At 70.0% G+C, this 23,295-nt stretch carries 23 protein-coding genes and 1 pseudogene; 8 read left to right on the top strand and 16 right to left on the bottom strand.

The features are described 5' to 3' along the window. The first annotated feature begins 98 nt into the window (after positions 1 to 98). From ATM97_RS17660 to ATM97_RS17675, 4 genes are read left to right on the top strand one after another with little or no spacing between them, the layout of a single operon-like run. Entirely contained in the window at positions 99 to 797 is a 699-nt protein-coding gene (locus tag ATM97_RS17660; protein ID WP_218719125.1) for a glycosyltransferase family 2 protein, read from the top strand. Continuing rightward, positions 794 to 1,834 carry an acyl-CoA dehydrogenase gene (locus tag ATM97_RS17665; RefSeq protein WP_255587954.1) on the top strand — a complete coding sequence of 347 codons (1,041 nt, stop codon included), beginning with the start codon at positions 794 to 796 and terminating at the stop codon, positions 1,832 to 1,834. Before ATM97_RS17660 ends, ATM97_RS17665 begins: the two co-directional genes overlap by 4 nt. Further along, positions 1,816 to 2,568, top strand: a complete 753-nt coding sequence (locus ATM97_RS17670; protein WP_255587955.1) for a PIG-L deacetylase family protein — start codon at positions 1,816 to 1,818, stop codon at positions 2,566 to 2,568. The genes ATM97_RS17665 and ATM97_RS17670 overlap by 19 nt, the downstream gene beginning before the upstream one ends. Beyond that, positions 2,565 to 3,188: an SAM-dependent methyltransferase gene (locus tag ATM97_RS17675; RefSeq protein ID WP_308248529.1), complete on the top strand. Its 624-nt coding sequence runs from the start codon at positions 2,565 to 2,567 to the stop codon at positions 3,186 to 3,188. Before ATM97_RS17670 ends, ATM97_RS17675 begins: the two co-directional genes overlap by 4 nt. Positions 3,189 to 3,230: 42 nt before the next feature. Here ATM97_RS17675 and ATM97_RS17680 read toward each other — a convergent pair whose 3' ends face one another. The 13 genes and pseudogenes from ATM97_RS17680 to ATM97_RS17740 form a co-directional block, all read right to left on the bottom strand. After that, positions 3,231 to 3,395: a hypothetical protein gene (locus tag ATM97_RS17680; RefSeq protein ID WP_218719126.1), complete on the bottom strand. Its 165-nt coding sequence runs from the start codon at positions 3,393 to 3,395 to the stop codon at positions 3,231 to 3,233. Positions 3,396 to 3,435: 40 nt separating this feature from the next. After that, positions 3,436 to 3,768 carry a hypothetical protein gene (locus ATM97_RS17685; RefSeq protein ID WP_218719127.1) on the bottom strand — a complete coding sequence of 111 codons (333 nt, stop codon included), beginning with the start codon at positions 3,766 to 3,768 and terminating at the stop codon, positions 3,436 to 3,438. Between the two features lie 141 nt (positions 3,769 to 3,909). After that, a complete protein-coding gene (gene katG, locus ATM97_RS17690; RefSeq protein ID WP_218719128.1) occupies positions 3,910 to 6,135 on the bottom strand; it encodes a catalase/peroxidase HPI in 2,226 nt (741 codons plus the stop codon). Next, complete coding sequence (locus tag ATM97_RS17695) at positions 6,132 to 6,611, bottom strand: Fur family transcriptional regulator (protein ID WP_218719129.1); 480 nt, start codon at positions 6,609 to 6,611, stop codon at positions 6,132 to 6,134. The genes katG and ATM97_RS17695 overlap by 4 nt, the downstream gene beginning before the upstream one ends. A gap of 56 nt (positions 6,612 to 6,667) precedes the next feature. Next, on the bottom strand, positions 6,668 to 6,904 hold the full coding sequence (locus ATM97_RS17700; protein ID WP_218719130.1) for a hypothetical protein: 237 nt from the start codon (positions 6,902 to 6,904) through the stop codon (positions 6,668 to 6,670). Positions 6,905 to 6,912: 8 nt separating this feature from the next. Beyond that, positions 6,913 to 7,095, bottom strand: a pseudogene (locus tag ATM97_RS17705) (GlsB/YeaQ/YmgE family stress response membrane protein); the annotation flags it as partial. A 63-nt stretch (positions 7,096 to 7,158) separates the two neighbouring features. After that, a complete protein-coding gene (locus ATM97_RS17710; RefSeq protein WP_218719131.1) occupies positions 7,159 to 7,365 on the bottom strand; it encodes a cold-shock protein in 207 nt (68 codons plus the stop codon). Between the two features lie 163 nt (positions 7,366 to 7,528). Then, positions 7,529 to 7,879: an HNH endonuclease gene (locus ATM97_RS17715; RefSeq protein WP_374104875.1), complete on the bottom strand. Its 351-nt coding sequence runs from the start codon at positions 7,877 to 7,879 to the stop codon at positions 7,529 to 7,531. A 91-nt stretch (positions 7,880 to 7,970) separates the two neighbouring features. Next, complete coding sequence (locus ATM97_RS17720) at positions 7,971 to 9,344, bottom strand: cutinase family protein (RefSeq protein WP_218719132.1); 1,374 nt, start codon at positions 9,342 to 9,344, stop codon at positions 7,971 to 7,973. 359 nt (positions 9,345 to 9,703) lie between these two features. After that, a complete protein-coding gene (locus ATM97_RS17725) occupies positions 9,704 to 11,062 on the bottom strand; it encodes a helix-turn-helix domain-containing protein (protein ID WP_308248530.1) in 1,359 nt (452 codons plus the stop codon). Then, a complete protein-coding gene (locus ATM97_RS17730; RefSeq protein ID WP_218719133.1) occupies positions 11,059 to 12,690 on the bottom strand; it encodes an MFS transporter in 1,632 nt (543 codons plus the stop codon). Before ATM97_RS17730 ends, ATM97_RS17725 begins: the two co-directional genes overlap by 4 nt. 41 nt (positions 12,691 to 12,731) lie before the next feature. Further along, positions 12,732 to 15,116 (bottom strand): glycoside hydrolase family 3 protein, encoded by a 2,385-nt coding sequence (locus ATM97_RS17735; RefSeq protein ID WP_218719134.1) that lies wholly within the window; start codon positions 15,114 to 15,116, stop codon positions 12,732 to 12,734. A 22-nt stretch (positions 15,117 to 15,138) separates the two neighbouring features. Beyond that, a complete protein-coding gene (locus ATM97_RS17740; RefSeq protein WP_218719135.1) occupies positions 15,139 to 16,152 on the bottom strand; it encodes a hypothetical protein in 1,014 nt (337 codons plus the stop codon). A 147-nt stretch (positions 16,153 to 16,299) separates the two neighbouring features. Between ATM97_RS17740 and ATM97_RS17745 the strand changes: the two genes are divergently transcribed. After that, complete coding sequence (locus ATM97_RS17745) at positions 16,300 to 17,547, top strand: helix-turn-helix domain-containing protein (RefSeq protein WP_218719136.1); 1,248 nt, start codon at positions 16,300 to 16,302, stop codon at positions 17,545 to 17,547. Positions 17,548 to 17,549: 2 nt separating this feature from the next. Here the strand turns inward: ATM97_RS17745 and ATM97_RS17750 are convergent, their stop codons facing one another. Genes ATM97_RS17750 through ATM97_RS17760 form a run of 3 tightly spaced genes read right to left on the bottom strand, consistent with a single transcriptional unit; the run spans position 17,550 to position 20,319 of the window. Next, positions 17,550 to 18,167 carry a DUF305 domain-containing protein gene (locus ATM97_RS17750; protein ID WP_218719137.1) on the bottom strand — a complete coding sequence of 206 codons (618 nt, stop codon included), beginning with the start codon at positions 18,165 to 18,167 and terminating at the stop codon, positions 17,550 to 17,552. After that, positions 18,164 to 19,714, bottom strand: coding sequence for an LVIVD repeat-containing protein (locus ATM97_RS17755; RefSeq protein WP_218719138.1), 1,551 nt, complete (start codon positions 19,712 to 19,714; stop codon positions 18,164 to 18,166). The genes ATM97_RS17750 and ATM97_RS17755 overlap by 4 nt, the downstream gene beginning before the upstream one ends. Further along, on the bottom strand, positions 19,711 to 20,319 hold the full coding sequence (locus ATM97_RS17760; protein WP_218719139.1) for a TetR/AcrR family transcriptional regulator: 609 nt from the start codon (positions 20,317 to 20,319) through the stop codon (positions 19,711 to 19,713). Before ATM97_RS17760 ends, ATM97_RS17755 begins: the two co-directional genes overlap by 4 nt. Before the next feature lie 127 nt (positions 20,320 to 20,446). Between ATM97_RS17760 and ATM97_RS17765 the strand changes: the two genes are divergently transcribed. The 3 genes from ATM97_RS17765 to ATM97_RS17775 are packed head-to-tail and all read left to right on the top strand — an operon-like array spanning position 20,447 to position 23,235. Beyond that, complete coding sequence (locus ATM97_RS17765) at positions 20,447 to 21,562, top strand: hypothetical protein (protein ID WP_218719140.1); 1,116 nt, start codon at positions 20,447 to 20,449, stop codon at positions 21,560 to 21,562. Further along, positions 21,562 to 22,590 (top strand): phosphotransferase family protein, encoded by a 1,029-nt coding sequence (locus tag ATM97_RS17770; RefSeq protein ID WP_255587956.1) that lies wholly within the window; start codon positions 21,562 to 21,564, stop codon positions 22,588 to 22,590. Before ATM97_RS17765 ends, ATM97_RS17770 begins: the two co-directional genes overlap by 1 nt. 60 nt (positions 22,591 to 22,650) lie before the next feature. After that, positions 22,651 to 23,235 (top strand): TetR/AcrR family transcriptional regulator, encoded by a 585-nt coding sequence (locus tag ATM97_RS17775; protein ID WP_308248531.1) that lies wholly within the window; start codon positions 22,651 to 22,653, stop codon positions 23,233 to 23,235. Positions 23,236 to 23,295 lie beyond the last annotated feature (60 nt).

Raw genomic sequence — 23,295 nt, forward strand, 5'->3', positions numbered from 1 at the left:
GCGAGCGACCCGGCTGACCTGGGCCTTCTGTTTGCCCTGCCGAAGGACGGGTAGCCGCCCTCTATGAGTCAGTCTTCGGCGGCTGTGAGAACACGCCCATGATCGGCGACGACATCGACGGGATCGTGGTGGTGGTCCCCGTCCGCAATGAAGAGCGACTGCTGCCTCGGTGTCTCGCGGCGCTGGAACGTGCCGTCCGCCGGGTCGACGTCCCGGTCCGCGTGCAGCTCGTGCTCGACGCCTGCACCGACGGTTCGGCGCGGGTCGCGGCGTCGGCCGAGGTGCTGACGGTGTGGGAGCGCAATGTGGGGGCAGCGCGGCGGCTGGGCTTCGAACACGCGGGCTCGGGGTGTGCGTCCGAGACCTGGTTCGCGACCACCGATGCCGATTCCGAGGTCGAGCCATCGTGGTTGTCGGCCCAGCTCGACTACGCGCGAGCGGGTTTCGAGGTGGTGGCGGGTGTCGTCGCGGTGCGGCAGTGGGACGCGCACTCGGCGCGGACCCGGCGGATCTACGAGCGGCAGTATCTCGAGCACGGGCCGGAGGGTCATGGTCATGTGCACGGCGCCGCGCTGGGCTTCCGCGCCGACGCCTACTGGGGAATCGGTGGGTTTCGGGCCTTGCCGACCGGCGAGGACGTGGATCTGGTCGCGCGGTTGCGCGCGTCCGGAGCCGCCATCGCCTGGGCCGGGGACGTCGCTGTCACCACCTCCGCGCGGCGGCACGGGCGCGCACCGCACGGGTTCGCCGAGCACCTGCGCCGTATCGGGCGGGACGCATCGCGGGAGGTGTCATGACCGGCGTCGACAGTCGGGTTTCCGGCCTGTGCGCCGCGGCATCGGAACCGGTGATCGCCGCGGAACTGCGGTCGCTGGCGAGATCCGGACGGCTGGATCTGCCGTTACCGGGCTCGGGGCAGACCCTCGAGCGATGGCGCGCGCTGGCCGAGATCGCCTATGCGGATACGGTTGTCGGGCGTCTGGCCGAAGCCCACACCGATGCTACGGCGATCCTGGCCGAGATCGATCACGGCGCCACCGGGCGGCCGTCGACCGAACTCGCGGTGGCGCCGGAGCAACTCTGGGGCGTGTGGGCCGCGGAGCCGCCTGCTCCGGTGCTGCGGGCGCGCGAGGTGTCCGAGGGCTGGGTGCTGGAGGGGCGCAAACTGTGGTGCTCGGGTGCGAGCATGTGCACACACGCACTGGTCACGGCCGAGATCGACGGTCAGCGCGCGTTGTTCGCGGTGGCGCTCGACCGGTCCGTCGTCCGGCCGGTGCCGCACACCTGGCCTGCGGTCGGTATGCGGGGGTCCGATTCCGGCGCCGTCGATTTCGACAGTGCGCCGGCGCGGATGATCGGCGACCCCGGCGCGTACCTGAGCCGTCCCGGTTTCTGGCACGGCGCCATCGGGGTGGCCGCCTGCTGGTACGGCAGCGCGTGCGCGGTCGCCGCGACACTGCACCGCAGCGCCGCCGCGGGCCGCGCCGACGACCACGCGCTCGCCCATCTGGGCGCGGTCACCGCGAGTCTGTCGGCCGCCCGTGACAGCCTGTCCGTCGCCGCGCAGGCGATCGATGCCGACCCCGCCGACCTCACCGGAGCGGGTCGACTCCGGGCCAGGACCGTGCGCGCGATCGTCGAGAACGCGGCGACCGACACCCTCGACCGTGTCGGGCGCGCCCTGGGCGCCGGCCCGCTGTGCGGCGACGAAGCCCATGCGCGCAGAGTCGCCGACCTGACGGTGTACCTGCGTCAGAGCCATGCCGAACGCGATCTCGCCGCCCTCGGACGAGACCAGGCGGACAAGGAGTTCTCATGGTGGCCATGCCCCTGATCGACCCGACCGATCCCGGCACCGCGGAAGGCGCGTGGACGCCGTGGCGCGAGAGCAGACCCGAACTGCGCGTGAAGCATTGGCGGCATCTGATCGTCGTCGCCCCGCACCCCGACGACGAGGTACTCGGCGTCGGCGGGCTGATCGCGCACCTGCGATCGGCCGATCTGCCGGTCACCCTGATCTCGGTCACCGACGGTGAAGCCTCGCACCCCGGCTCGCCCACCCACACCCCGGCCGAGCTGGCCGGCCTGCGGATCGAGGAATCGGCCAACGCGGCCCACGAACTCGCCATCGGGGCGCCGATGCGGCTGGGCATGCCCGACGGCCGGGTCGCCGAGCAGCAGGCCGAACTCACCGACCTGCTCACCGAGGTGCTCGCGGTCCTGGGCGGGCCGGGGGTTCGATGCGCCGCCACGTGGCGACACGACGGCCATCCCGACCACGAAGCCGTCGGCCGCGCGACCGCCGAGGCGTGCGCGAACACAGCGACCGAATTGCTCGAGTATCCCGTCTGGATGTGGCACTGGGGCAGCCCCGACCATCCGCGAGTCGCCGCGGCCAATGCCTTCGGCCTGGCGTTGCCGTCGTCGGCGGTCGCGGCCAAGGCACGGGCACTGGCACAGCACCGCAGTCAGATCCGTCCGCTGTCGGACCATCCGGCTGACCGTCCCGTCCTGCCTCCCCATGTCCTGCATCGGTTCACCACACGCGACGAGGTCTTCTTCCAGTGACCGAGTCCGCCCTGCCGCCAGGCTATTTCGACCGGATGTACGCCACCGACGACGACCCGTGGCAGTTCACGCTCCGCTGGTACGAGCGGCGCAAACGCGCGCTGACGATGGCTATGCTGCCCAGGGCGCGCTACCGCGCCGGGTTCGAGCCCGGCTGTTCCATCGGCGTGCTCACCGAGGAACTCGCCGGGCGCTGCGATCGCCTCGTGAGCACCGATGTCGCCGAGCGGGCCCTGGATTCGGCGCGCGCACGGCTGTCGCGTTCTGGCCACGCGTCGGTGGAGTTGCGCCGGTGGGGGCTGGGACAGCGCTGGGCGGCAGAGGAATTCGATCTCATCGTGCTGAGTGAGGTCTGCTACTACCTCGATGCCGAGACGCTGCGCCAGGCCTTCGACCGTGCGGTCGCGCACCTCGAACCCGGCGGCACGCTGCTGTGCGCGCACTGGCGCCACGTGGTGGCCGACTATCCGCTGACCGGCGACGAGGTGCACGCGATCGCGCATCGCACCGCCGGACTGGCGGCCACGGCCCACTACGGCGACGAGGATGTGCTGATCGACGTGTTCGCGGCCTCGCCGCCGAACCCGCCGTCGGTGGCCCGCGTCGAGGGTCTCGTCTGAGGCAGGGGAGTCGCGGGCCGGGCGCGGCGGCCCGGCCGCGACTCAGGACCGCCGCCGTCGCCGGGCGATCAGCCAGACCACGAACCCGGCGAGCACCGCGGCTGCCACCGGCAGCGCGGGCGTGCGGGCGACATCGGCGGCCTGCCCGGTCGCATCCAGCGCCAAGTCACGGTCGAGCCGGGGGACCGGGTCGTCGGACTCGCTCATCGCGGGTTCCTTCCTCGGTGGTCTCGCAGCGTGGGGGCTGTCAGTGCCCGCGCTGATCGGTGAGCTTCAGGCCCTCCTTGGCCTTGATGCGCCGGTGCTCGAGCAGCAGCCAGACGACACCCGCGCCGGCGAGCAGGACCGCCGCGACCCCGGCGACGGTCGCCCAGCCGGTGAACCCGTAGCCGGTCGCGGTCAGGCACAGACCCAGCGCGATGACGCCCAACGCGCACAGGATGATCCCGGGGAAGTTGTAACCGTCTTCCAGGCCCTCGCCGGCGTGGCTGCGGGTCGTGCGGGCATGGTCGGGGAATTCGTCGTCGTGTCGGTCGGCGCGCTGCGGCGCGGAATCGTGGTGCGGATTCGGGTAGGTCATGGATGGTTCCCTCCAGGTTGACCGGTATGAGCGGGCCATACCCGCTGGGCCGCTGGTCAATCACCGGGCGGCGGACCGGAGGGCGAACTCGACGCGAAAAGAGCCCGGGCCGAGGGTCGGCCCGGGCTCTTCGACACCCGATCAGCGCAGGTCGAACCGATCGTTGTCGACCACCTTGACCCAGGCGGCGACGAAGTCGTCGACGAACCGCGCGCCCGCGTCCTGCTGCGCGTAGACCTCGGCCACCGCGCGCAACACCGAGTGCGCGCCGAAGACGAGGTCGTTGGCGGTGGCCGTCCATCGGGCCTGACCCGTCTTGCGGTCGACACCGTCGAAGACGTTCTCGGTCGACTCCGAGGGCTTCCACTCGGTGCCCTGATCGAGGAGATTGACGAAGAAGTCGGTCGAGAGCACGCCGGGACGCTCGGTGAGGACGCCGTGGCTACTGCCCGCGTAGTTCGCGCCGAGCACACGCAGCCCGCCGATGAGCGCGGTCAGCTGCGGCGCGGTCACGTCGAGCATGTACGCGCGGTCGAGCAACAGGCGTTCCAGCGGTGCCTTCTCCCCGTCGCGCACGTAGTTGCGGAAGCCGTCGGCCCGCGGCTCGAGCACAGCGAAGGACTCGACATCGGTGGCGTCCTGGGTGGCGTCGGTGCGGCCCGGATGGAACGGCACGGTGACCGGGTGACCGGCGTCGGCGGCCGCCTTCTCCACGGCGGCCGAGCCGGCCAGGACGATCAGGTCGGCCAGCGACACGCGCTTGCCGCCCGCGGCCGAACTGTTGAAGTCCTGCTGGATGCGCTCGAGCACGGGCAGCACCTGCGCCAGCTCGCTCGGCTCGTTGACCTGCCAGCTGCGCTGCGGTTCCAGGCGCAGGCGGGCACCGTTGGCGCCGCCGCGCTTGTCGGTGCTGCGGAAGCTCGCCGCCGCCGCCCACGCGGTCTTGACCAGCTGCGCGATCGAGAGTCCCGAGGCCAAGACGGTGCTCTTGAGCGTCGCGATGTCCTGCTCGTCGATCAGTTCGTGATCGACCGCGGGCACCGGGTCCTGCCACAGCTGCGGCTCGGGGACCCAGGGGCCCAGGTAGCGGCTGAGCGGTCCCATGTCGCGGTGGAGCAGCTTGTACCACGCCTTCGCGAACGCTTCGGCCAGCTCTTCGGGGTGATCGAGCCAGCGGCGGGTGATCTCCCGGTAGATCGGATCCTCACGCAGCGACAGGTCGGTGGTCAGCATCGTCGGTGTGCGCGCGGGGCCGTCGAACGGGTCGGGGATGGCGCCTTCGCCCGCACCGTCCTTCGGCTTCCACTGCCAGGCGCCGGCCGGGCTCTTGGTCAGTTCCCACTCGAAGCCGTACAGATTCTGCAGGAAGCCGTTGCTCCACCGGGTCGGGGTCGCGGTCCAGACGACCTCCAGGCCGCTGGTGATGGCGTCCCTGCCCTTGCCGGTGCCGTAGGAGCTCTGCCAGCCCAGCCCCTGCTGCTGGATCGGGGCGGCCTCGGGTTCGGGCCCGACCAGGCTCGCATCACCTGCCCCGTGGGTCTTGCCGAAACTGTGGCCGCCCACGATCAGCGCGGCGGTCTCCTCGTCGTTCATCGCCATCCGGCCGAACGTCTCGCGAATATCGCGGGCGGCGGCCACCGGATCGGGGGTGCCGTTGGGGCCTTCGGGGTTCACATAGATCAGGCCCATCTGCACGGCGCCGAGCGGGCCGGACAGTTCCCGGTCACCGGCGTAGCGCTCGTCGCCCAGCCAGGTGTCCTCCGGACCCCAGAAGACCTCCTCGGGCTCCCAGATGTCGGGCCGGCCGAAGCCGAAACCGAAGGTCTGGAAACCCATCGACTCCAGCGCGACGTTGCCCGCGAACACCAGCAGGTCGGCCCAGGAGATCTTGGTGCCGTACTTCTGCTTGACCGGCCACAGCAGTCGTCGCGCCTTGTCGAGATTGGCGTTGTCGGGCCAGCTGTTGAGCGGGGCGAAGCGCTGCGCGCCCTGGCCGCCGCCGCCACGCCCGTCGGCGATGCGATAGGTCCCGGCCGCGTGCCAGCTCATCCGGATGAACAGGCCGCCGTAATTGCCGTAGTCGGCGGGCCACCAGTCCTGGGAATCGGTCAGGACCGCGGCGATGTCGGCCTTGAGCGCTTCGACGTCGAGGGTGGCGAATTCCGCTGCGTAGTCGAAATCCTCGCCGAGCGGGTTGGCCTTGGACGAGTGCGCGTGCAGCACCGAGACATCGATCTGCTCCGGCCACCAGTCCTTGTTGGCGTTCGGCCTGCGGTCGGTCTGCGGGGTGGGGGCGGGGATCGCCGGGTTTTCGCTCTCGCTGGTGGAGTCGCTGTCGCCGGTGGGAGGGCGGTTATCGGTGGTCACGATATTCCTTCCTGAAACGAGTCGTGCGGGCTGCGAGCGGAGTCGTCGGCGGAGGGGACGGTGGCGCAGTCGGGGCACCGGCCCCAGTAGATGATCTCGGCCTCGTCGATCGTGAAGCCCTGGGCGTCGGCGGCCGTCAGGCACGGTGCCTCGCCGATGCGGCAGTCGACGTCGGCGATCTTCGCGCACGTGCGGCAGATCAGATGGTGATGGTTGTCGCCGACGCGCGATTCATAGCGTGCCACCGACCCCCGGGGTTGGATGGACCGGAGCAGGCCTGCGGCGGTGAGCGCACGCAGCGAGTCGTAGACGGTCTGGTGCGAGACCGCGGACAGCCTGGAGCGCACGGCGCGGATGATCGAGTCCGTATCGGCGTGCGGATGGTCGTGGACCGCCCGCAGGACCGCCACCCGCGGGGCGGTGACGCGGAGGGACGCTCCCTGCAGCAACTGCTGGAATTCCGTGTCCGTCGGCACGTCCGAAAGTGTTCTCCGTTGTCTGGAATCGGTCAAGCATATGACCGGCCTCGTGTTCAGGGCCGGGAATCCGCGGTACCGCCACCAGCAGAACGGTCACCCCCGACACCGCGGGCGGCGGCCTGCTGCTCATCACGCGTGCGGATCTGCTCGACCGCGTCGGCGATCCGATCGACGAACGCCGCCTCGCCGAGCAAGTGGCGCTGCTCGACACCGGTATCCGCCTGCTCGGGGCCTGAGCGGAATCGTCGCCGGACACCGCTGTGGCGGACCCGGACGCCCGGGTCCGCCACAGCATCGACTATCGGGTGCGGCCGGTGACCAGTCCGACCAGTGCCAGCAGCAGCACCGCACCACCGAAGCAGGTCAGGAAGCTGAACAGCAGACCACCACCGGCGACATCGACGCCCAGCACCTTCAGCAGGAACCCGCCGAGCAGACCGCCGACGACGCCGACGGCGATATTGAGCACGATGCCCTGCTGGGTCCGAGCATTGCTGCCTCCGATCGTTTCCGGCCCTGGCGGGCCGTGATTGTGCGTGGATTCTCAGTCCAGGGCGCGGACGTCGGTCGCCTGCGGGCCCCGGTCGCTGTGGTCCATCTCGAACTCGACCTTCTGGTTGTCCTCGAGGGTGCGGAATCCGTCGCCGCGGATCTCGGAGAAGTGAACGAAGATGTCGGCACTGCCCTCGTCGGGCTCGATGAACCCGAACCCCTTCTCCGCGTCGAACCACTTCACAGTGCCTTGAGCCATTGCTTCCCACTCCGTTCGATCGGTACCTCTCGATCGGAGGATGTCCCGGACCGGAATCGGTAAACGGGTCACCACCCACCGATCTTCGGCGACGATGGGGCCCACGGTCTGCTCGGTCGTGGCCCGGCGCCGCCGACCGCGAACCGTGACCTCGGGCTCCGCTCTAGGCGAAGCGGGTGGTGAGCTCGGCCGCGATCTCGTAGTGGCGCAGGAGGAAGGAGCGTTCGTCGAGCTTCTTGCGCCGCAGCCAGCCGGTGACCTCGGCGTTGCACTTGCTGGAGTTGCACGATCCGCAGGCGGGGACGACGTTGCCGAGGGTGTAGCGGCCGCCGCGCGAGATGGCTTGCACGCAGTCCTTCTGCAGCGAGGTGGCGGGGGAGCCGCAGTAGGCGCACCCACCCCAGGACGCCTTGAGCGCGTCCCACTGCGCGTCGGTGAGGTCGTGGGTGACGCGCGCCATCCGCTTCTTGCGCTTGCGCGCGGCGCGCACCTGTCTGCTACCGCCGGTCGGCACCAGGTGAGAATACCTGCCGCGACGGTCGGCGGGTCGCAGGCGGGCACACCGTGTCCGACCCGGCCGCGACGCCGCAGACGGGTGCGGTGGGCTACGAAACGACCTGGGAGCTCAGGTAGTTCAGCAGGAGGGGAACGTCCTCGCCGTAGTCGATGTGGGCTTCGGAGGCGTAGAAGTTGGCCATGTCCACGCCTTGGCGACCCAGTTGGACGAGCTCGTCGACGGTGGCGGGATCGGTGACGCTGAGCAGGGTTCGGGTGGTCGCGGTGAGGTCGGAGCGGATGCCCGCGGCGACGGGGCCGAGCACCGAGCCGGTGAGGTCGGCGCCGGTGGCGGCCAAGGCCGCCAGGTCGGCGGCGGCGGCGAGAGGGTCGTTGCGGTCGAGGGATTCGACCGCACGCCAGAGGATTTCCTGGAGGTGGCCGACGCGCTCGGCGATACCGAGGAGATCGAGGTGGGTCAGGGCGTCGGCGATGACGCTGACGCCCGCGGTCCGGCCGGACGGGTCGACCGCGGCGGCCGCGCGGATGACCTGGGCGACCAGGACCCGGTCTACCCCCGCGGCGGCCTCCACGAAGGGGGCCAGGGCGGCGTTGACGGCCCGTGCGGTCTGATGGGCGCCGCGGATGTCGCCCGCCGCGAGGGACTCCGGCAGGCGGGTGAGGTCGTCGACGATGGTCGGCAGGTTCGCCGCGGTGGCGGTCCAGCCGGCGCCCATGGTGACGGCTTGGGCGATCAGACTGCTGGGATCGGCGGTGGCGGGGAGCAAGTTCGCGATCGGGGTGGGATCGCCGCTCAGGACCCGGCCCAGCACGGCCAGGAACGGGGAGGTGGCGGCATCGAGGGAGCAGTACAGGTCGCCGTCGGCGCACAGCGTGCGAACCCGCTCGGACAGCGCGCCGAAATCACGGCTCCGGGTGCCGGCGATGCCGCGGCCGGGCTGCGGATTGCCCAGGGAGAGTGTGGTGTTCGGATCGCGATGCGGGTCGGCCAGTAGCCCGACCCCGACCACCCGATCGGCGTCGATGGGGCCGTCGCCGTTGCCGATCTCGGTGGCCAGATCGCCGATGCCGTCCGCGCCCTGGCTGTAACCGGCGAGCACGACCCGCGTCGAGCCGCACAGGCCACGCAGCATCTGGCGCAGACGGGATTCCAGGGTGCTCAGGGACTCGGCGTAGCTCAGGCCCTGATCGAAAGCGCTGGCGGCATAGGGGGCGTAGAGCACGGTGATGTCGCGGCCGAACTGCCGTCGCAGGCCGTCGCCGACAGGCCGGAGCATGCCGACGGGCACCTCGGGATCGGCGTCGAGTGTGGTCTCCCAGGTTCCCGGCCCGAGTATCGCGGTGTACGGGGTGCAGGGCTGCGGGCCGGATGTTTCCGCCCGCGCGTCGCCGACCGCCGCGGTCCCGGCCGCGACGACGGCGGCGACCAGCGTCGCGGCGGCGGATCTCGACAACCTGTTCATCGTCCAATTCCTCTGTTGCCGAAGGTGATTCGCGACGGTGCGACAGGTGTTGCAGCGCGCCGGACCGTCGTGGCCAATTCTGGCCGCTCGCCGCGGGTTTCGCCCACACTTTCAGATACAGTTTCATTTCAGATTCGATCCGGGCTGCGCGGTCCGTCGTCGGCCCCGTCGACCGACGCCGTCCCCGGCCGGCCGCGCGCCGAGCCGGGGACGGGTCTTCACGGTGGCGCCAGTTCCACCGAGTCTGTGCCGGATCCGGGCGAACCGTCCCACGCTCACCGGCACAGAACGGTAGGCGAGGTACGGGCCGCGGCACTCGTCGCCGGACGACAGACTTGTCGGTGCGGGTTGTGCGCGCGTCACGAATCCGGGCCGGGCGCGACGGATTCGCCCAGGGTCGGCAGGATCGCGAGGGCGACCTGGAGTTCGAGGGTTCTGATATCGGCACTGCGGCCCAGGATCGCCTCCGCCTGCTGCACCCGGTAGCTGACCGTGTTGGGATGCACCAGCAGCCGATCGGCGGCGCGGCGGCGACTGCCGTTCTCCCCGAGGAAGACCGACAGCGTCGTTGCGAGCCGATAGGTGGTCTCGTCGGGTGCGGCCAGGCGGCCGAGCACCCTGGTGACGAACGCGCGTGCGTGCCCTGGGTCGGCCGTGCACAGCGCCGCGACCGCGATCTCGCCGTAGCGAGTCACGGGATCGGCGCGGTGGGCGGCCATCGTGGCGACGCGGCGGGCATGCTCGGCTTCGAGATGACTGCGCCGGAAGCCGTCCAGTCCGTGCGCGGGGCCACCGATCGCCGCTCGCACACCGGGCGGCAGCGCCTGCTGGAGTTCGGTGAAAGCCCTGGGCGAGAAGGATGCACGCGACCCGGACCAGCCTGCGAGAATCAGCGCGCCGAGCGGATGGGTGAGGGTGTTCTCGGCCCCGAGGTGCCGGGCGAGCTCGGCGAAGGCCGCGCCGAGGGTGGTCTGGGCGTCGCAATGCTCCGGGGCGCGGTCGAGCCAGGCCACGGCCGCGAGGTGGTACCGGTTCACCTCGTAGCGCAGGCGAGTCGAGGCGCGTGCCGGATCGTGCTCCCGATCGGCGACGATGTCGGCGATCGCCGCCGCCTGTGCGGCCGCGGCGTTGCGCATCCAGCCCTCACGTTCGACTTCGTAGGCGTGTTCGGCCCGGATCATCGCGCCGTCGAGATAGGCGAAAAGCCATCCCGTCGCCATCCGCAGCGCGGTCGGCAGTTGGACCGACCCGGGCGCGGTGGCGGTGATGCGGGTGAACATCCACTGCCACATGCCCTCCTGCGCCAGGCGATACAGCCGCATGACCTCGGTGAGCGGAACACCGCGCCACACCCTGGCCCGGATCAGCGCCAGCCCCGGCTCCGGCAGGTCGAAGCGCCGGGGATCGCCGCCGTGCTCGAGTGTGTCGGCCAGCTGGAGCATGTGCGCACTGATGCCGGCCCGGCTAGCCTCGGCCACCTGGTCGTCGGGGAACAGTTCGGGGATCTCGACCCGCATCCGTGCCACCGACGCCGCGGTGAGGTCGGGGGCGCAGCGGCGGATCTCCCGCGCGAGGGGGCGAAGGATGTCTTCCCAAACCTGTCCGGCCGCCTCGTCGTCGGGCGGCAGCCAGCCGCCCGACGACAGTGCCCTCCCGGCCACGCTCATGCGCCCGGCTCCGGGCGCGCAGGCGCTGGTGTGGGTGTCGCCCGTGGTCACACCGCCATCTCTCCTTGTCGATGAGCGGCGCCGCCGGTGGCCGGAGTGCGGCCGTGCTTCATCACCAGTGCGAGCGAAAGGGCCGCCACCGACGCGACCGCGCAGACCCAGAAGCCCAGCCGGTAGCCGTGATCGCCGAACAGGTCGGGCAGCGGGGTCGCCGGTTGGGCTTGCCCGCCGACCGAGACCAGTGCGCTCATGCCGTTGTCGTGCAGCAACGCGGTGACGACGGCCAGGCCGATCGCCACGCCCATGGACTGCATGACGCCGAGCATGCCGAGGCTGATGCCCTGCTGCTCCTGCGGCACCGCCTCGACCAGCAGGATCGGCATGCTGGCGTAGTACATCCCGAAGCCGATGCTGAAGATCGAGTTCACGATCAGGAAGGTGGTGGTGGTCAGCGGCAGCAGCGCGAACGCGATGCCGGCACCGGCGAAGACGACCAGGGCGACGACCAGCGGCAGCCGGGCACCGATCCGCTTGGCCAGCAGGCCCGCCACCGCGCCGAAGACCATCGTGATCATCGAACCGATCAGGGCGATCCGGATGGCGAACTCGAGCAGGGAGTATCCGCTGCCGTAGCTGTATCCCGGATCGAGGGCCACTTGCACCGCCTCGGGTGGCAGCGCCTGACCGGTCAGGCCCTGGATCTCGGCCAGCGCCGCCTGCCGCACACCGGCCACGACCGTCGACTCCGGCGGGGTCTGCGCCATATAGGCGATGGCATAGGAGACGATGCCGATCTGCAGCGATGCCAGGAGCGCCCCGCCCAGGACCAGTGCGACACGCGGATGGAAGAGCAGCCGCATGTCCATGATCGGTGTCGTCACCCGCTTTTCGACGACAACGAACAGCACCAGCAGCGCGATGCCGGCGATCAACCAGGACACCGTGGTCGGCTTCGCCCATCCCCAGTCGTGGCCCTTGTCGACGTAGATCAGGGTGAGCGCGGCGCCGCCGGAGAGCAACGCCGCGCCGACGACGTCGATCCGCTCGGCGACCCGCAGCTTGGACTCGGGCACGAGGAACCACACCAGTGGCATCATCGCCAGGGTGAACGCGGCCAGTACCCAGAAGATGGCGCGCCAGCTGTGGTTGTCGACCAGGTAGCCGCCCAGGATCGGGCCCGCGATGGAGGCGACACCGAAGCCCGTCGCGGTGAGTCCGAGCGCGAGCGGAATCATGGCGCGCGGCATCAGGTCCCGGATGAGGCCGTAGGCGATCACCGCGGTGGCGATGGCGGTGGCCTGCAGGCAGCGGCCGAGAAGGAAGACGGCCCAGTTCGAGGTGGTCGCGTCGAGCACACAGCCGATGACGAACAGGGCACCGCAGATGAGGAACATCCGCTTCTTGCCCCACACGTCACTCATCTTGCCGATCAACGGAGACGCGGCCGCTCCGATCAACCCGAAAACGATGATGGCCCAGTTGATGTCGGCCCCGACACCGGGGAAGCTCGGCGCGATCTTCTGCAGTGCCGCCGCGACGATCGTGTACTGCATCGGGGCGATCTCGGAGAACAGGACGATCACGGCGAGCACCGTGAGAATCCTTGTGCGCGAGGCGCTGTCGAGTCGTCCGGTGTCGTTGTCGTCGTCTTTGTCGAGTTGCGAGGTACTGGTGGACATGGCCATGCTCCGTTGTTCGGTCGAATGGTCGAGCAGTCGGGTCAGTAGATATGGGCGGTGTGCGGGAGATCGGCAACCGAGGTGCCTACCTGCACGACGAACTCGCCGGGCTCGCTCTCCCAGCCGGTGGGTCCCCAATGCTGGAAGGCGCGATCGGGCAGGGGGATCGCGACGGTCCGGGAATCGCCGGGAGCCAGGGTGACTGCGGTGAAACCGGCAAGCCAGCGGACCGGTCGGTCCACGGCGCTGTCCGGGCGCGAAAGATAGACCTGAACGACCTGTTTGCCGTCGCGATCTCCGGTGTTGGTCACCGTGATCGACACGGTGCGCCCTGCCACGACGAGGTCGTTGGTCGACCACGTCGTATAGCCGAGGCCGTGGCCGAAGGGGTAGGCGGGTTCGGTGCCCGCCCGCAGCCACGCGCGATAGCCGATGTGGATGCCCTCGGTGTAGTCGAGGACGCCGTTGACCGGCGTGGTGTTCAGGACCGGGACGTCGGCCATGGTCTTGGGCCAGGTGGTCGGCAGCCGGCCGCCGGGTTCGGCGGTGCCGGTGAGCACATCGGCCAGTGCCGCGCCGAACTCCTGGCCGGGGAACCAGGACAGCAGCACGGCGGCGACGTCGTCGCGCCACGGCATCTCCACCGGTGCGCCGGAATTCACCACGACGACGGTGCGCGGGTTCACCGCGGCGACGGCGGCGACGAGCTCGTCCTGACGGCCGGGCAGCCGCAGCGAGGTGCGGTCGACACCTTCGCTCTCGATCTGCTCGGTGGTGCCGACCACGACCACGGCCACCCCGGCCGCGCGCGCCAGTTCGACAGCGGCCGCGAACTCCTCCTCGTCGTCGCGCTGGGGACGCCGGACGCCGAGGGTGGCGCCGAGGATGATCCCGAGGCCGGGCATGGCCTCTTCGATGCTCGTCACGAGCCGCACCTCGACCTCGTCGCCGACGGCGAGGGTTCGGGTCACGTGACGCTGGGGCGGGTCGAGCAGCGCCGCGGCCGGATCGCCGGAATCCAGCGGCACGTTCTCGTCCAGCACGGTCTCGCCGTCGAGGTCGAGCCGGATGTGGCCGACGCCGCCGAAACCGATCTGCCAGTCACCTGCCCTGTCGGCGCGCAGGCGGGTGCGCATCTCGACCGTGTTCGACTGCGCCGCCAGCGGTTCACCGAGCAGCACGAGGCGGCTGGTGGTGCGGTGCTGGGTGCCGAGCACGGTGTCGTCTTTCAGGAACCGCGCGGACAGGCCCGGTTCGCCGGTCTCGGGATCGGTCATGATCGCCACCGGGGCCGGAATCAGATCCTCGGACAGGTGAACGCCCGCGGTGTGGGTCAGTGGCAGGCGGCCGGTCAGGCCTTCCACCGGGGTGGTGGTGTGGCCTGGGATCACGGTCGCGCTGCCGCCGCCGAGGAAGCGGGGTTCGCCCGCCGACGGACCGAGCAGCGCGATGTTCGTCTCCGGCCCCAGTGGCAGGACACCGTCGTTGCGCACCAAGACCATGGCCTGCGCGGCGACCCGGCGGACCAGATCCTGTGCTTGCGCGTCGGTGAAAACCGTTGTGGGTTGCGGTGTTCCGTCCAGAGCGCCGACGCGCTCGGCGAAGCGGAGGATGCGGCGCACCTTGTCGTCGATGGCCGACTCGGCGATCTCGCCCGCGCGCACGGCGGCGGCCAGCGGCTCACCCCACAGGTACGGCGGGCCGGGCATACACAGGTCGGTGCCCTGCGCCGCGCTCTCGGTGGTGCGCACGGCAGTCCAGTCCGAGACCACCACGCCGTCGAATCCCCAAGTGCCCTTGAGTGGTTCGTCGAGCAGCGGATTCTCGGTCATGGTGGTGCCGTTGACGGCGTTGTACGCGTCCATGATCATCCACGCGCCCGCCTCGACGGTGCGTTCGAACGGGTAGAGGTAGAGCTCACGCAGTGCCCGATCGTCGACGCGGACGTCGACGGTGAAGCGCTCGGTCTCGGAATCGTTGGCCACGTAGTGTTTCGGGCACGCGCTGACGCCGTGCGCCTGCACCGCCCGCACGTAGGCGTCGGCCATCTCGGCGGTGAGGAGCGGGTCTTCGGAGAAACACTCGAAATGTCTGCCGCCCAGCGGGGAACGATGCAGGTTCATCGTCGGGCCGAGGACTGCGTAGACGTCCTTGCGGCGTGCCTCGGCGGCGATCAGGGCGCCGATCTCGCTGAGCACCGCCGGGTCCCAGGTCGCGGCGACCGCGGTGCCGGAGGGCAGGCTCACCGACGGGTCGCGTTCGTCCCAGTTCTCGCCGCGCACACCGGAGGGGCCGTCGGAGACCGGCATCTCGGCGAGTCCGAGCGCGGGGTCACCGGCCATCCGGAACAGGCTCGCACCGGAGATCAGGCGGAGCTTGCCGTCCAGATCCAGTTCGGTGAGTAGTTCCTCGAGGTGGTCTTGCATGAAAGACGCAGCCTTTCCTAGGTCAGCGGGTGATGGTGCTGGCTTGATCGGACCAGTGGGGGTTGTGCAGTATTTCGCCGGTCTCGGTGAGGAACGCGGCGCGAGCGGCGGAATCGCCGCGCAGTCGGTCCATGAACCAGGCGGTGACGTAGCCGAGGTAGCGGTAGACGCCCTCGGTGCAGCTGTAATTCGTGCAGTGCGGCTGGCCCTGGACGTCGTTGTGCTGGGCGCCGACCACCGCGGCGCGGGCTTTGGGCAGTCCGGCGGGCAGCGCGTCGTAGTACGCCTGCATCGACTGCATCCCGATCAGCTGCGGCGGGAGTTGCTGCGTCGAGGGCGAGGCGCCGTCGGCCGTGCCGTTGACCAGCAGCACCGAGCCCGAGGTCACCGCGGTGGGGTCGACGCAGGGGCTCTGGCCGTCGACGGTCGGCAGTGACCCGCAGGCCGCCGACCACGGCATCTCGAGCGTCAGCGCGGTATCGACGGCGCCGCCGCCGCGGGCGAGCGCGTTGATCGCGCCGAGGCCGCCCTGCGAATGCCCCGCCGCGCCCACAGCGGTGATGTCGATCTTGCCGTGGAAGATGCCGGTCTGGTCGCTGTTCTGCTGAGCCAGGTACCGCACCGCGTCGAGCAGTTGCACGCCGGTGCCGGTGTCGGTGCGGTCGGCGGCGATCACCACGAATCCCCAGGACGCCAGATGCGCGAGCAGATACGCGTATTCGCGCGGGTGAGCCAGGGTGCCGTTGCCCCAGGTGATGACCGGGTGCACGACGCCGCCGGCGCCGAGGTCGGCCGGGTACCAGATGTCGTAGCTGTCGCCGGTCGATGTGCAGCAGTCGATACCGGTCCGCTCGGTCACGGCCCACGGGCCCGGCGCGTAGTAGAAGGCTTCGACGGGGGCGGTGGGTCGGTAGGGCGGCGCCGCCCCCGCCGGGGTCACCCCGGTCGCGGCGGCGACCAGTAGCGCGAGGGAGATCAGCGCGACCCGCGCGCCAGTGCGCGGGCGCCGACCGGACAAGACAGTTCTATTGCTCACGATCTCGGACGATAGGGAGATCCACGGGCCGGACCACGTGGTCAGCGCCGTCTTGCAGACTGTTTGCAGACACCCCGCGCGGGGGAACACCGGCGACGTATTCTCGACACCGATGAACGAGTCGGCCCGCAGTGTCGCGGACCTCGCATGAGCGAGGTCGGCTCCGCGTTGCGTGCGGCGCGCACCGCCGCGGGGATCAGCCTGCAGGGGATGGCCGCGCGCACGAACTATTCCAAGCCGTACCTCGGTCAGCTCGAGACCGGGGCCCGGGCGGTGCGTGCCGAACACGTGGCCGCCTACGAGTCTGCACTGGAAACCTCGCTGACTGCTCTGCACGACCGGCTGACCGTCGAGTCGGTCAGCGAACTGGACGATCTGCCCACGCAGCTGTCGTCGCTGCTGCTACCGCCACACGGCGCGCACGGCCGTGGCGAGCACCCCGCCTTCGCCGCGACCGAGCTGGCGGCCGCCGAACAGCTCGTGACCTGGGCGCGAGGCAGGCAATGGAGCGACGGGCAGGCGCCGCGCCACGCGGTCACGGCCTGGCTGGCCGCGAATCTGCCACGGTTGCAGCAACTCTCGGCTGCCCAGCGGCACGGTCGCGCCCTGCGGATCGGTGCGGAACTGGCCGATATCGCCGCCGCCATGAGCTGGGACGTGGAGGACATCGTCGCGGCCCGCCGCTACTCGGTGGCCGCCGCTCGGCTGGCCCACGCCGCGGGCGACACGGTGCTGACGGCCGCGATCCTCACCGAGTCGACGTGGCAGTTGCTCGACAGCGGCAGCCCGGCGGAGGCACTGGAGATCGCCCAGCTCGCCCAGTATCTGGCGCGCCGCACGGCGACGCCGCTGCTGCGCGTGGCGCTGGCCGAGCTAGAGGCCTACGCGCACGGCATTCTCGGTGAACAGGCGGCGTTTCAGCGCGCGATCGTCGTCGCCGCGGAATGCCGTGGCGAAGCCGCGGCGACCGCGTCCGCCGATCACCCCGCCGACCGCAGCCTGATCGCGGCCACCATCGGCATGCTCCTCGGCCCGCGTCGGGACTGGCCGGGGCCGGGCCAGCAGTCGCGGCTACTCGGAAACAGCTACCGGCAGCTCATCGCGACCCGGCCGGATCTGGCCCGGATCGCCTTCGGCGACGTCCACCCACCGGTGCCGCGGGAATTCCTGACACCGGCGATGACCGCGATTTCCTCGGCTCGTCTGCAGTTGATGCTCGGCGATCCAGAACAGGCGGTCGAGCAGGTCGAACTGGCGTTGTCGTTCGAGGGCAACCCGACCGGCCGCACTGCGGCCCGGCTGTCCGACTTCTGGCACGAGTCGGTGGAGTTCGCCGCGGTTCCGGCGGTGAGCGACGTCCGCGGCGCGATCCACGACATGGTCGGGCTCGGCTGAGCTCAGCCGGTGGCTGCCGTGCCGCGCCTGCCGAGCAGCAGACCGATGAGCCCGGACTCCTGGCTCTGCGTGCTGATCATGTCGCGCGCCGCCTGTTCGACCGGGCCGCCGGTGGACAATTCGTCGAAGGTCTGGGCCATGGCCACCCCGCCCTGGTGGTGGCGATACATCAGACGCAGGAACTTCGTTTCCGCCTCCGCGCCGTGGGCCTGGGCGAGAGCGTCGAGGTCGGCCTGGGTGGCCATGCCGGGCATCGTGGCCGACACGGCGTGGTGATGGCCGGTCGGCATCCACGACATCGGGTGCGGGTTGGTCGGGGTCACCGCGGCCAACCGGAGCCAGCCGAGCATCATGCCGATCTCCAGACGCTGGGCGGCGGCGATCTGATCGGCCAGCTGCCGCACCGTGGGATCGACGTCGGCGGCGAGACGGTCGACCATCATCAGCGCCTGCTGATGGTGTCCGGTCATGTCCTGCACGAAACCGATCTCGGTCGGGGTCAACACCGGTGTGGCCGTGACGTTCTCGGAGACCACCAGCGGTCGCAGAGCTGCCCCGAGCACCAGCAGGAGCAGGATCGAGGCGGCCACTGCGGCGCCGAGGGTCACCCGTCGACTCATGCGCCGACCGTCGTGTGCTGGTCGGCGGGCGGGAGGTACACCTCGGGCGACAACTCCAGGGTGAGCAGGCCGTTGTCGGCACAGGCCGCCCACAGCTGATTGCCACGCCATTCGGGGGCCGAGAAGCACCAGTCGGTGGACAGATCGCCGAAGGCCACCTCGCCGGTACGCGAGCCGATCGCCTGCTCCGGATCGAAGGCGCCCGACTCGACGGCCTGCAGGACCGAGGGCGCGCTGAGCAGCGGGACGCCGATGATCGAAGCGAGGGCATGCGGGGAGTTCCACAGCTCACTGTTCTGGCCGGTACGCGCGGGTGGGTTGTAGTACGCGATCTCGCGCACCCGGAGCGGGTCGCGCACATCGAACACCCGGATGCCCGAGGAGATCCAGCCACACGCGAGCGCGGTGGGGTTCACCGGCCGGTCGGCGGAGCAGTAGTGGGCGTCGTAGGCGAACAGCGAGCCGCCCATGCTGGAGGCCATCGCGCTGTCGCGGTGCTGGGACAGATTGATCTCCAGCTTGATCGTGTTCACCACGCGCGGGTGGGTGTCGTCGGAGATGTCGATGAGTTTGACACCGCCGGAGCCCGCCTCGTCCGCGGTGAACAGAAACGGCACGCCGTTGTAGGTGACGGGCACGTTCTGCTGGGTCGCCCAGCCGTCGGTCCAGGTCAGCTGGGAGATGATCGGCACCTGCGGGTCGGGGTCGCGTCGCTGGACCGCGGAGGTGTCCAGGATGGTCAGCCCGCCCATGTTGTTCGCCAGATACAGGCGGTTGCCGTCGGCACGCAGGCCCATGCCGTGCATGGACTGACCCGGCATGCCCTGCCAGATCACGCGGGGGTCGGCCGGATCGGTCAGGTCGACGGCGCTGACGATGCCGGGGATGACGCCCGAGGCCCAGTAGGTGCGGCCGTCCGGGGAGAAGCCGCCTTCGTGCGCCGTGATCTGCACCGGCAGACGCAGGTCGGTGCCGGGGCCCGGGTTGAGCAGGCGCGGGTGCGCGCAGTCGGAGATGTCGTAGACCGAGATCAGCCCGGCGCCGGTGAAAGCGGGAACGCCGGTGCCGACCAGCAGCTTTCGCGCCGCGTTGACCTTGAGGCTCTCCCAGGTCCCGGCCAGCATGGCCGGCTCGGTGAGCGTTGCGGTGAGCACCGGGTTCGCCGGATCGGCGACGTCGATCACCTGCACGCCCTGGGCGGGCCCGAGTACGTTGCCGGGGAAGAAGCTGCCCAGGTAGACGCAGTGGTCGAACTGCGTCGAGGTGATTCCGGCGCCGCGCCCCGCGTAGCCGCCGATGCGGCTGATATTGCATCGGTAGCCCTGGGTGCTACGGCCGCTGTCGCGGTCGGCGGCGGGCACGTCGCCCTGCAGGCCGGGTTCCGGGAGCGCATCGCCCGCGCAGCTCGCCCGGGCGACGGCGGTATCGGCGATCGTGCGGGTCTCCAGGACGACCCCGGTGGCGTCGGGCTGTGCGAGGCCGGTGGTGGTGGGAATCAGCAGTACGGCCGCCACGGCGATGAGCAGGCGGCGATAGGGAGTTCTCATGTCGTACTTTCGTGGTGGATGGCCAGGGTGACCAGGGCGTCGGCGGTCTGGCGGCAGAATCGCTCGCCGTCCTCGTCGCCGCGGGTGAGAGCGCGCAGCAGCGTTGCGCCGCGCAGGAATTCGAAGAGCAGATCGGGATCGCAGGTGGGGGAGACCTGGCCGGACTCGATCGCCGCGTCGATAGTGGCGCGTAGCGCGACCCGCGCCAAACCTTCGCCGCGCTCACGCAGCCGCTGGTAACTCTGCTCGTCGTCGTGATAGGCCGAGAGCAAGCCGGGAATGCCCGAGCGTGCCGCGGGGTGGGTGGCGGCGGCGAAGAACAACCGGGTCCAGGCCAGTAGATCGGCGCCGATGTCACCGGTGGGCTGTGGGACGACGCCGGTCTCGAGCGCGAAGATCGCGTCCTCGACAAGGTGGATCTTGTTGGGCCAGCGGCGGTAGATCGAGGTGGCGACGACCCCGGCCCGGCGCGCGACGCCCTGGATGGTGGTGGCCTGAAAACCTTGCTCCACCAGCAATTCCTGGGTGGCTCGCAGCACTTGGGCATCCAGCTGCGGGTCGCGGGGGCGGCCCGGCCCCGATCGGGCCTCGCGGCGTTCACTCACCGTTGTTCACTCCTCCGTCGGCTGGGCAGAGCGTAGCCGAGATCGGATCTTTTTAAAAACGCTTCATGGTGTATTCCAATTAGCTAACTTGAAACCTGTTCCACCCCACATTCGCGAAGGAAAGCCCATGCTGACTCCCCAGGACGAGCTGCTCTGCCATCAGTTGCCGACCACGTTCGACCACGTCGTCCAGAGCGATTTGCGCTGGACCGAGCGCATCGTGCTCTACGGCTTCGACACCACCGGCCGGGTCAGCGTCATGACCGGCATGGCCCGCTACCCCAACCGCAACGTCATGGACGCCTACGCGATGGTCACCATCGACGGCACAGCGCACGTGGCGCGCCTGTCGCGCGAGATCGGCGGCAAGTACGACGACCTGGACGCCTGGCAGGTCGGCCCCTACCGCTACGAGATCACCGAGCCGCTGCGCGGGGTGCGCGCCAGCCTCGGCGACAACGACCACGGGGTGCGCCTCGAGCTGAACTTCGCCGGACAGTTCCCCGCCTACGAGCAGGAGCCCGCCTTCTTCCGCAGCCGCGGGCGGGTCCGCGAGGACGCGCGACGCTACTACCAGAACGGTGCGGTCACCGGCTGGCTCGAGGTCGACGGCGAACGCATCGAGATCGATCCGAGGACCTGGTGGTTCGGTCGCGACCATTCGTGGGGCACCCGGCACGGTGGTGGCGGCGGCAGTCTGGGCGAGGGGAGCGGCTTGCAGCCGTCCGAAATCCCCGACGGTGTCCTGTATTTCATGGGCATCTTCCAGTTCGACGACGAGTTGGTGCACTTCGCCCAGCGTGAGACCGCCGACGGGCAGCGCTGGCACTTCGAAGGCTCCATCCAGCAGCCCATCGAAGCGCAGGCACCGGTCGTGCCGATCGTCGGTGTCACCCACGACCTGAAGTTCCGCGACGACTTCCGGATTGTCACCGAGGGAACGTTCACGACGAATGCCGCCGACGGCAGCGTCCGTACCTTCTCCGTGACCGCGCTGCATGATTTCTGGCCCGGTCTGGCCGGCTACGACATGTACCGCGGCTACGCCTCGGGCATCTGGAAGGGCGAGTCCTACAGTGACGGCTTCACCGTCGACCTGGACGACACCGACGAACTGCGTCAGGTCAGCGTGCTCACCGAGACCTTCTGCAAGGTCGAGAGCAGCGACGGAAAGGTCGGTTACGGCCTGGTCGAGATGGTGTTCATGGGGCGCAACGCCCGGTACGGATACGAGGGCTACTGATGACCGCGCGACCCGCGGCAGAAGATCTGCCGACCGCAGTCGGTCCCGTGGTGTGCGCCGGAATTCCCGGTGCGAACGCCGCGGAGGTGACGAACTGGTCGGCCAGCCCGCGCGGGTTGGCGACCGAGACCTTCCTGTTCGATCTGGAACGCGACGACGCCGAGCCCGTGTCGCTGGTGCTGCGCCGCCCGCCCGAGGTGGCGTTGTTTCCCGACTACGACCTGCTGCGACAGGTATTGGTCATGCGCAGACTCGCCGGCACCGCGATCCCGGTGCCCATCGTCCGCTGGCTGGATCGGGGCACCGAGGCCCTCGGCAGTCCGTACTTCGTGATGGACCGGATCGAGGGCAGCGCGCCCGGTGACCTGCCGTCCTATCATTCGGCCGGGCTCTACTTCGAGGCCGAGCCCGCCGACCGGGCCACGATGTGGTGGGGCTGCGTCGACACCATCGCCGAGATCCACCAGCTCGACTGGCGCACCTTGAGTCTGGACTTCCTGGCGTTTCCGGAATTCGGGACGGCGCCGCTCGAGCAGATGATCGGCTATGTCGATGCCGCGCTCGGCTGGGCCTCGACCACTCAGCCGCCCGCGCTGCGCCGGGCCGTGGACTGGCTGCGCGCCCATCTGTACGAACCCGAGCACGTCACGCTGTGCTGGGGTGACGCCCGCATGTCGAACATCCTCTACGACAACGAATTCCGGGTCACCGGCGTGCTCGACTGGGAAATCGCCTACCTCGGCGACCATGAGGCCGACCTCGCCTGGATGCTGTTCCTGGACTGGGCGTGTTCGGAATTCCAGAACACCGAACGACTTCCGGGTACGCCGACCCGGGAGGAGACCATCGCGCGCTACGAGGAGCGCAGTGGGATGAAGGTGCGCAACCTGCGCTACAACGAGGTATTGGCGGCGGTCCTGCTCAGTATTCCGCTGCTGCGGATGGCGCACCGGCTCCAGCTGCCGCCGGAGGTCGACGTCACCGCGTTCTGCGCTCAGCGGATCGAGCAGTTGCTGGCCGAGGGCTAGGGTCAGGTGTGGGCACGGGTCGCGGCGGCTCCGAATAACATTACAGTCTAGTATGTAATAGTGACTTCGGAGACCTCGCCGCGCCCCGGCCGTCCGCGCGACGCCGACAAGGACCTCGCCGTGCTCATCGCGGCCAGGCAGCTGCTGGCCGAGGTGGGTTATCCGCAGACCACGGTCGTGGCGATCGCCAAGCGTGCCGGGGTGAATTCGCCGGCCATCTACCGGCGCTGGCCGACTCGGCAGGCCCTGCTGGAGGAGGCCATTCACGGTCCGGGCGCGTACGCGCCGCCCGAGCCGACCGGCGACCTGCGCGCCGACCTGGCGACCTGGGTGCGCATCTTCCTCGCGCGCGCGGACAGTCCCGCCGCGCGCGCGGGGGTGCCCGGCCTGCTGGCGGATTCGCAGACCGAGGAGGCGCGGCGGCGGCTGCTGGCGATCGGGGCCCCGGTGCGCAAGGCGTTCGCCGAGTTGCTCGCGGGCGCGGTCGACGACGGCCGGATCCCGCCCGGCGCCGATGCCGAACTCGTCTTCGAGATACTCGCGGGGACAACGACATTCCACGCACTGTCGCGGGGTGGCGAACAGGCCGACCTGTTCGTGTCGCGGATGGCCGACGCGCTGTACGCGCTGGTGTCCGCGGGCTGACAGGCGGCGGGGGAATGTGTGACTCACCGCGCCCGTCTAATAACGTTACATGCTATTATG

The organism is Nocardia sp. MH4 (genome assembly GCF_019266065.1).
Classification (GTDB): Bacteria; Actinomycetota; Actinomycetes; order Mycobacteriales; family Mycobacteriaceae; genus Nocardia; species Nocardia canadensis.

Excerpts from the sequence above, each read along its gene's own strand:
- ATM97_RS17660 (WP_218719125.1), top strand. The coding sequence starts at position 99 with ATGATCGGCGACGACATCGACGGGATCGTGGTGGTGGTCCCCGTCCGC.
- ATM97_RS17665 (WP_255587954.1), top strand. The coding sequence starts at position 794 with ATGACCGGCGTCGACAGTCGGGTTTCCGGCCTGTGCGCCGCGGCATCG.
- ATM97_RS17670 (WP_255587955.1), top strand. The coding sequence starts at position 1,816 with ATGGTGGCCATGCCCCTGATCGACCCGACCGATCCCGGCACCGCGGAA.
- ATM97_RS17680 (WP_218719126.1), bottom strand. The coding sequence starts at position 3,395 with ATGAGCGAGTCCGACGACCCGGTCCCCCGGCTCGACCGTGACTTGGCG.
- ATM97_RS17685 (WP_218719127.1), bottom strand. The coding sequence starts at position 3,768 with ATGACCTACCCGAATCCGCACCACGATTCCGCGCCGCAGCGCGCCGAC.
- ATM97_RS17710 (WP_218719131.1), bottom strand. The coding sequence starts at position 7,365 with ATGGCTCAAGGCACTGTGAAGTGGTTCGACGCGGAGAAGGGGTTCGGG.
- ATM97_RS17720 (WP_218719132.1), bottom strand. The coding sequence starts at position 9,344 with ATGAACAGGTTGTCGAGATCCGCCGCCGCGACGCTGGTCGCCGCCGTC.
- ATM97_RS17730 (WP_218719133.1), bottom strand. The coding sequence starts at position 12,690 with ATGTCCACCAGTACCTCGCAACTCGACAAAGACGACGACAACGACACC.
- ATM97_RS17735 (WP_218719134.1), bottom strand. The coding sequence starts at position 15,116 with ATGCAAGACCACCTCGAGGAACTACTCACCGAACTGGATCTGGACGGC.
- ATM97_RS17745 (WP_218719136.1), top strand. The coding sequence starts at position 16,300 with ATGAGCGAGGTCGGCTCCGCGTTGCGTGCGGCGCGCACCGCCGCGGGG.
- ATM97_RS17750 (WP_218719137.1), bottom strand. The coding sequence starts at position 18,167 with ATGAGTCGACGGGTGACCCTCGGCGCCGCAGTGGCCGCCTCGATCCTG.
- ATM97_RS17755 (WP_218719138.1), bottom strand. The coding sequence starts at position 19,714 with ATGAGAACTCCCTATCGCCGCCTGCTCATCGCCGTGGCGGCCGTACTG.
- ATM97_RS17765 (WP_218719140.1), top strand. The coding sequence starts at position 20,447 with ATGCTGACTCCCCAGGACGAGCTGCTCTGCCATCAGTTGCCGACCACG.
- ATM97_RS17770 (WP_255587956.1), top strand. The coding sequence starts at position 21,562 with ATGACCGCGCGACCCGCGGCAGAAGATCTGCCGACCGCAGTCGGTCCC.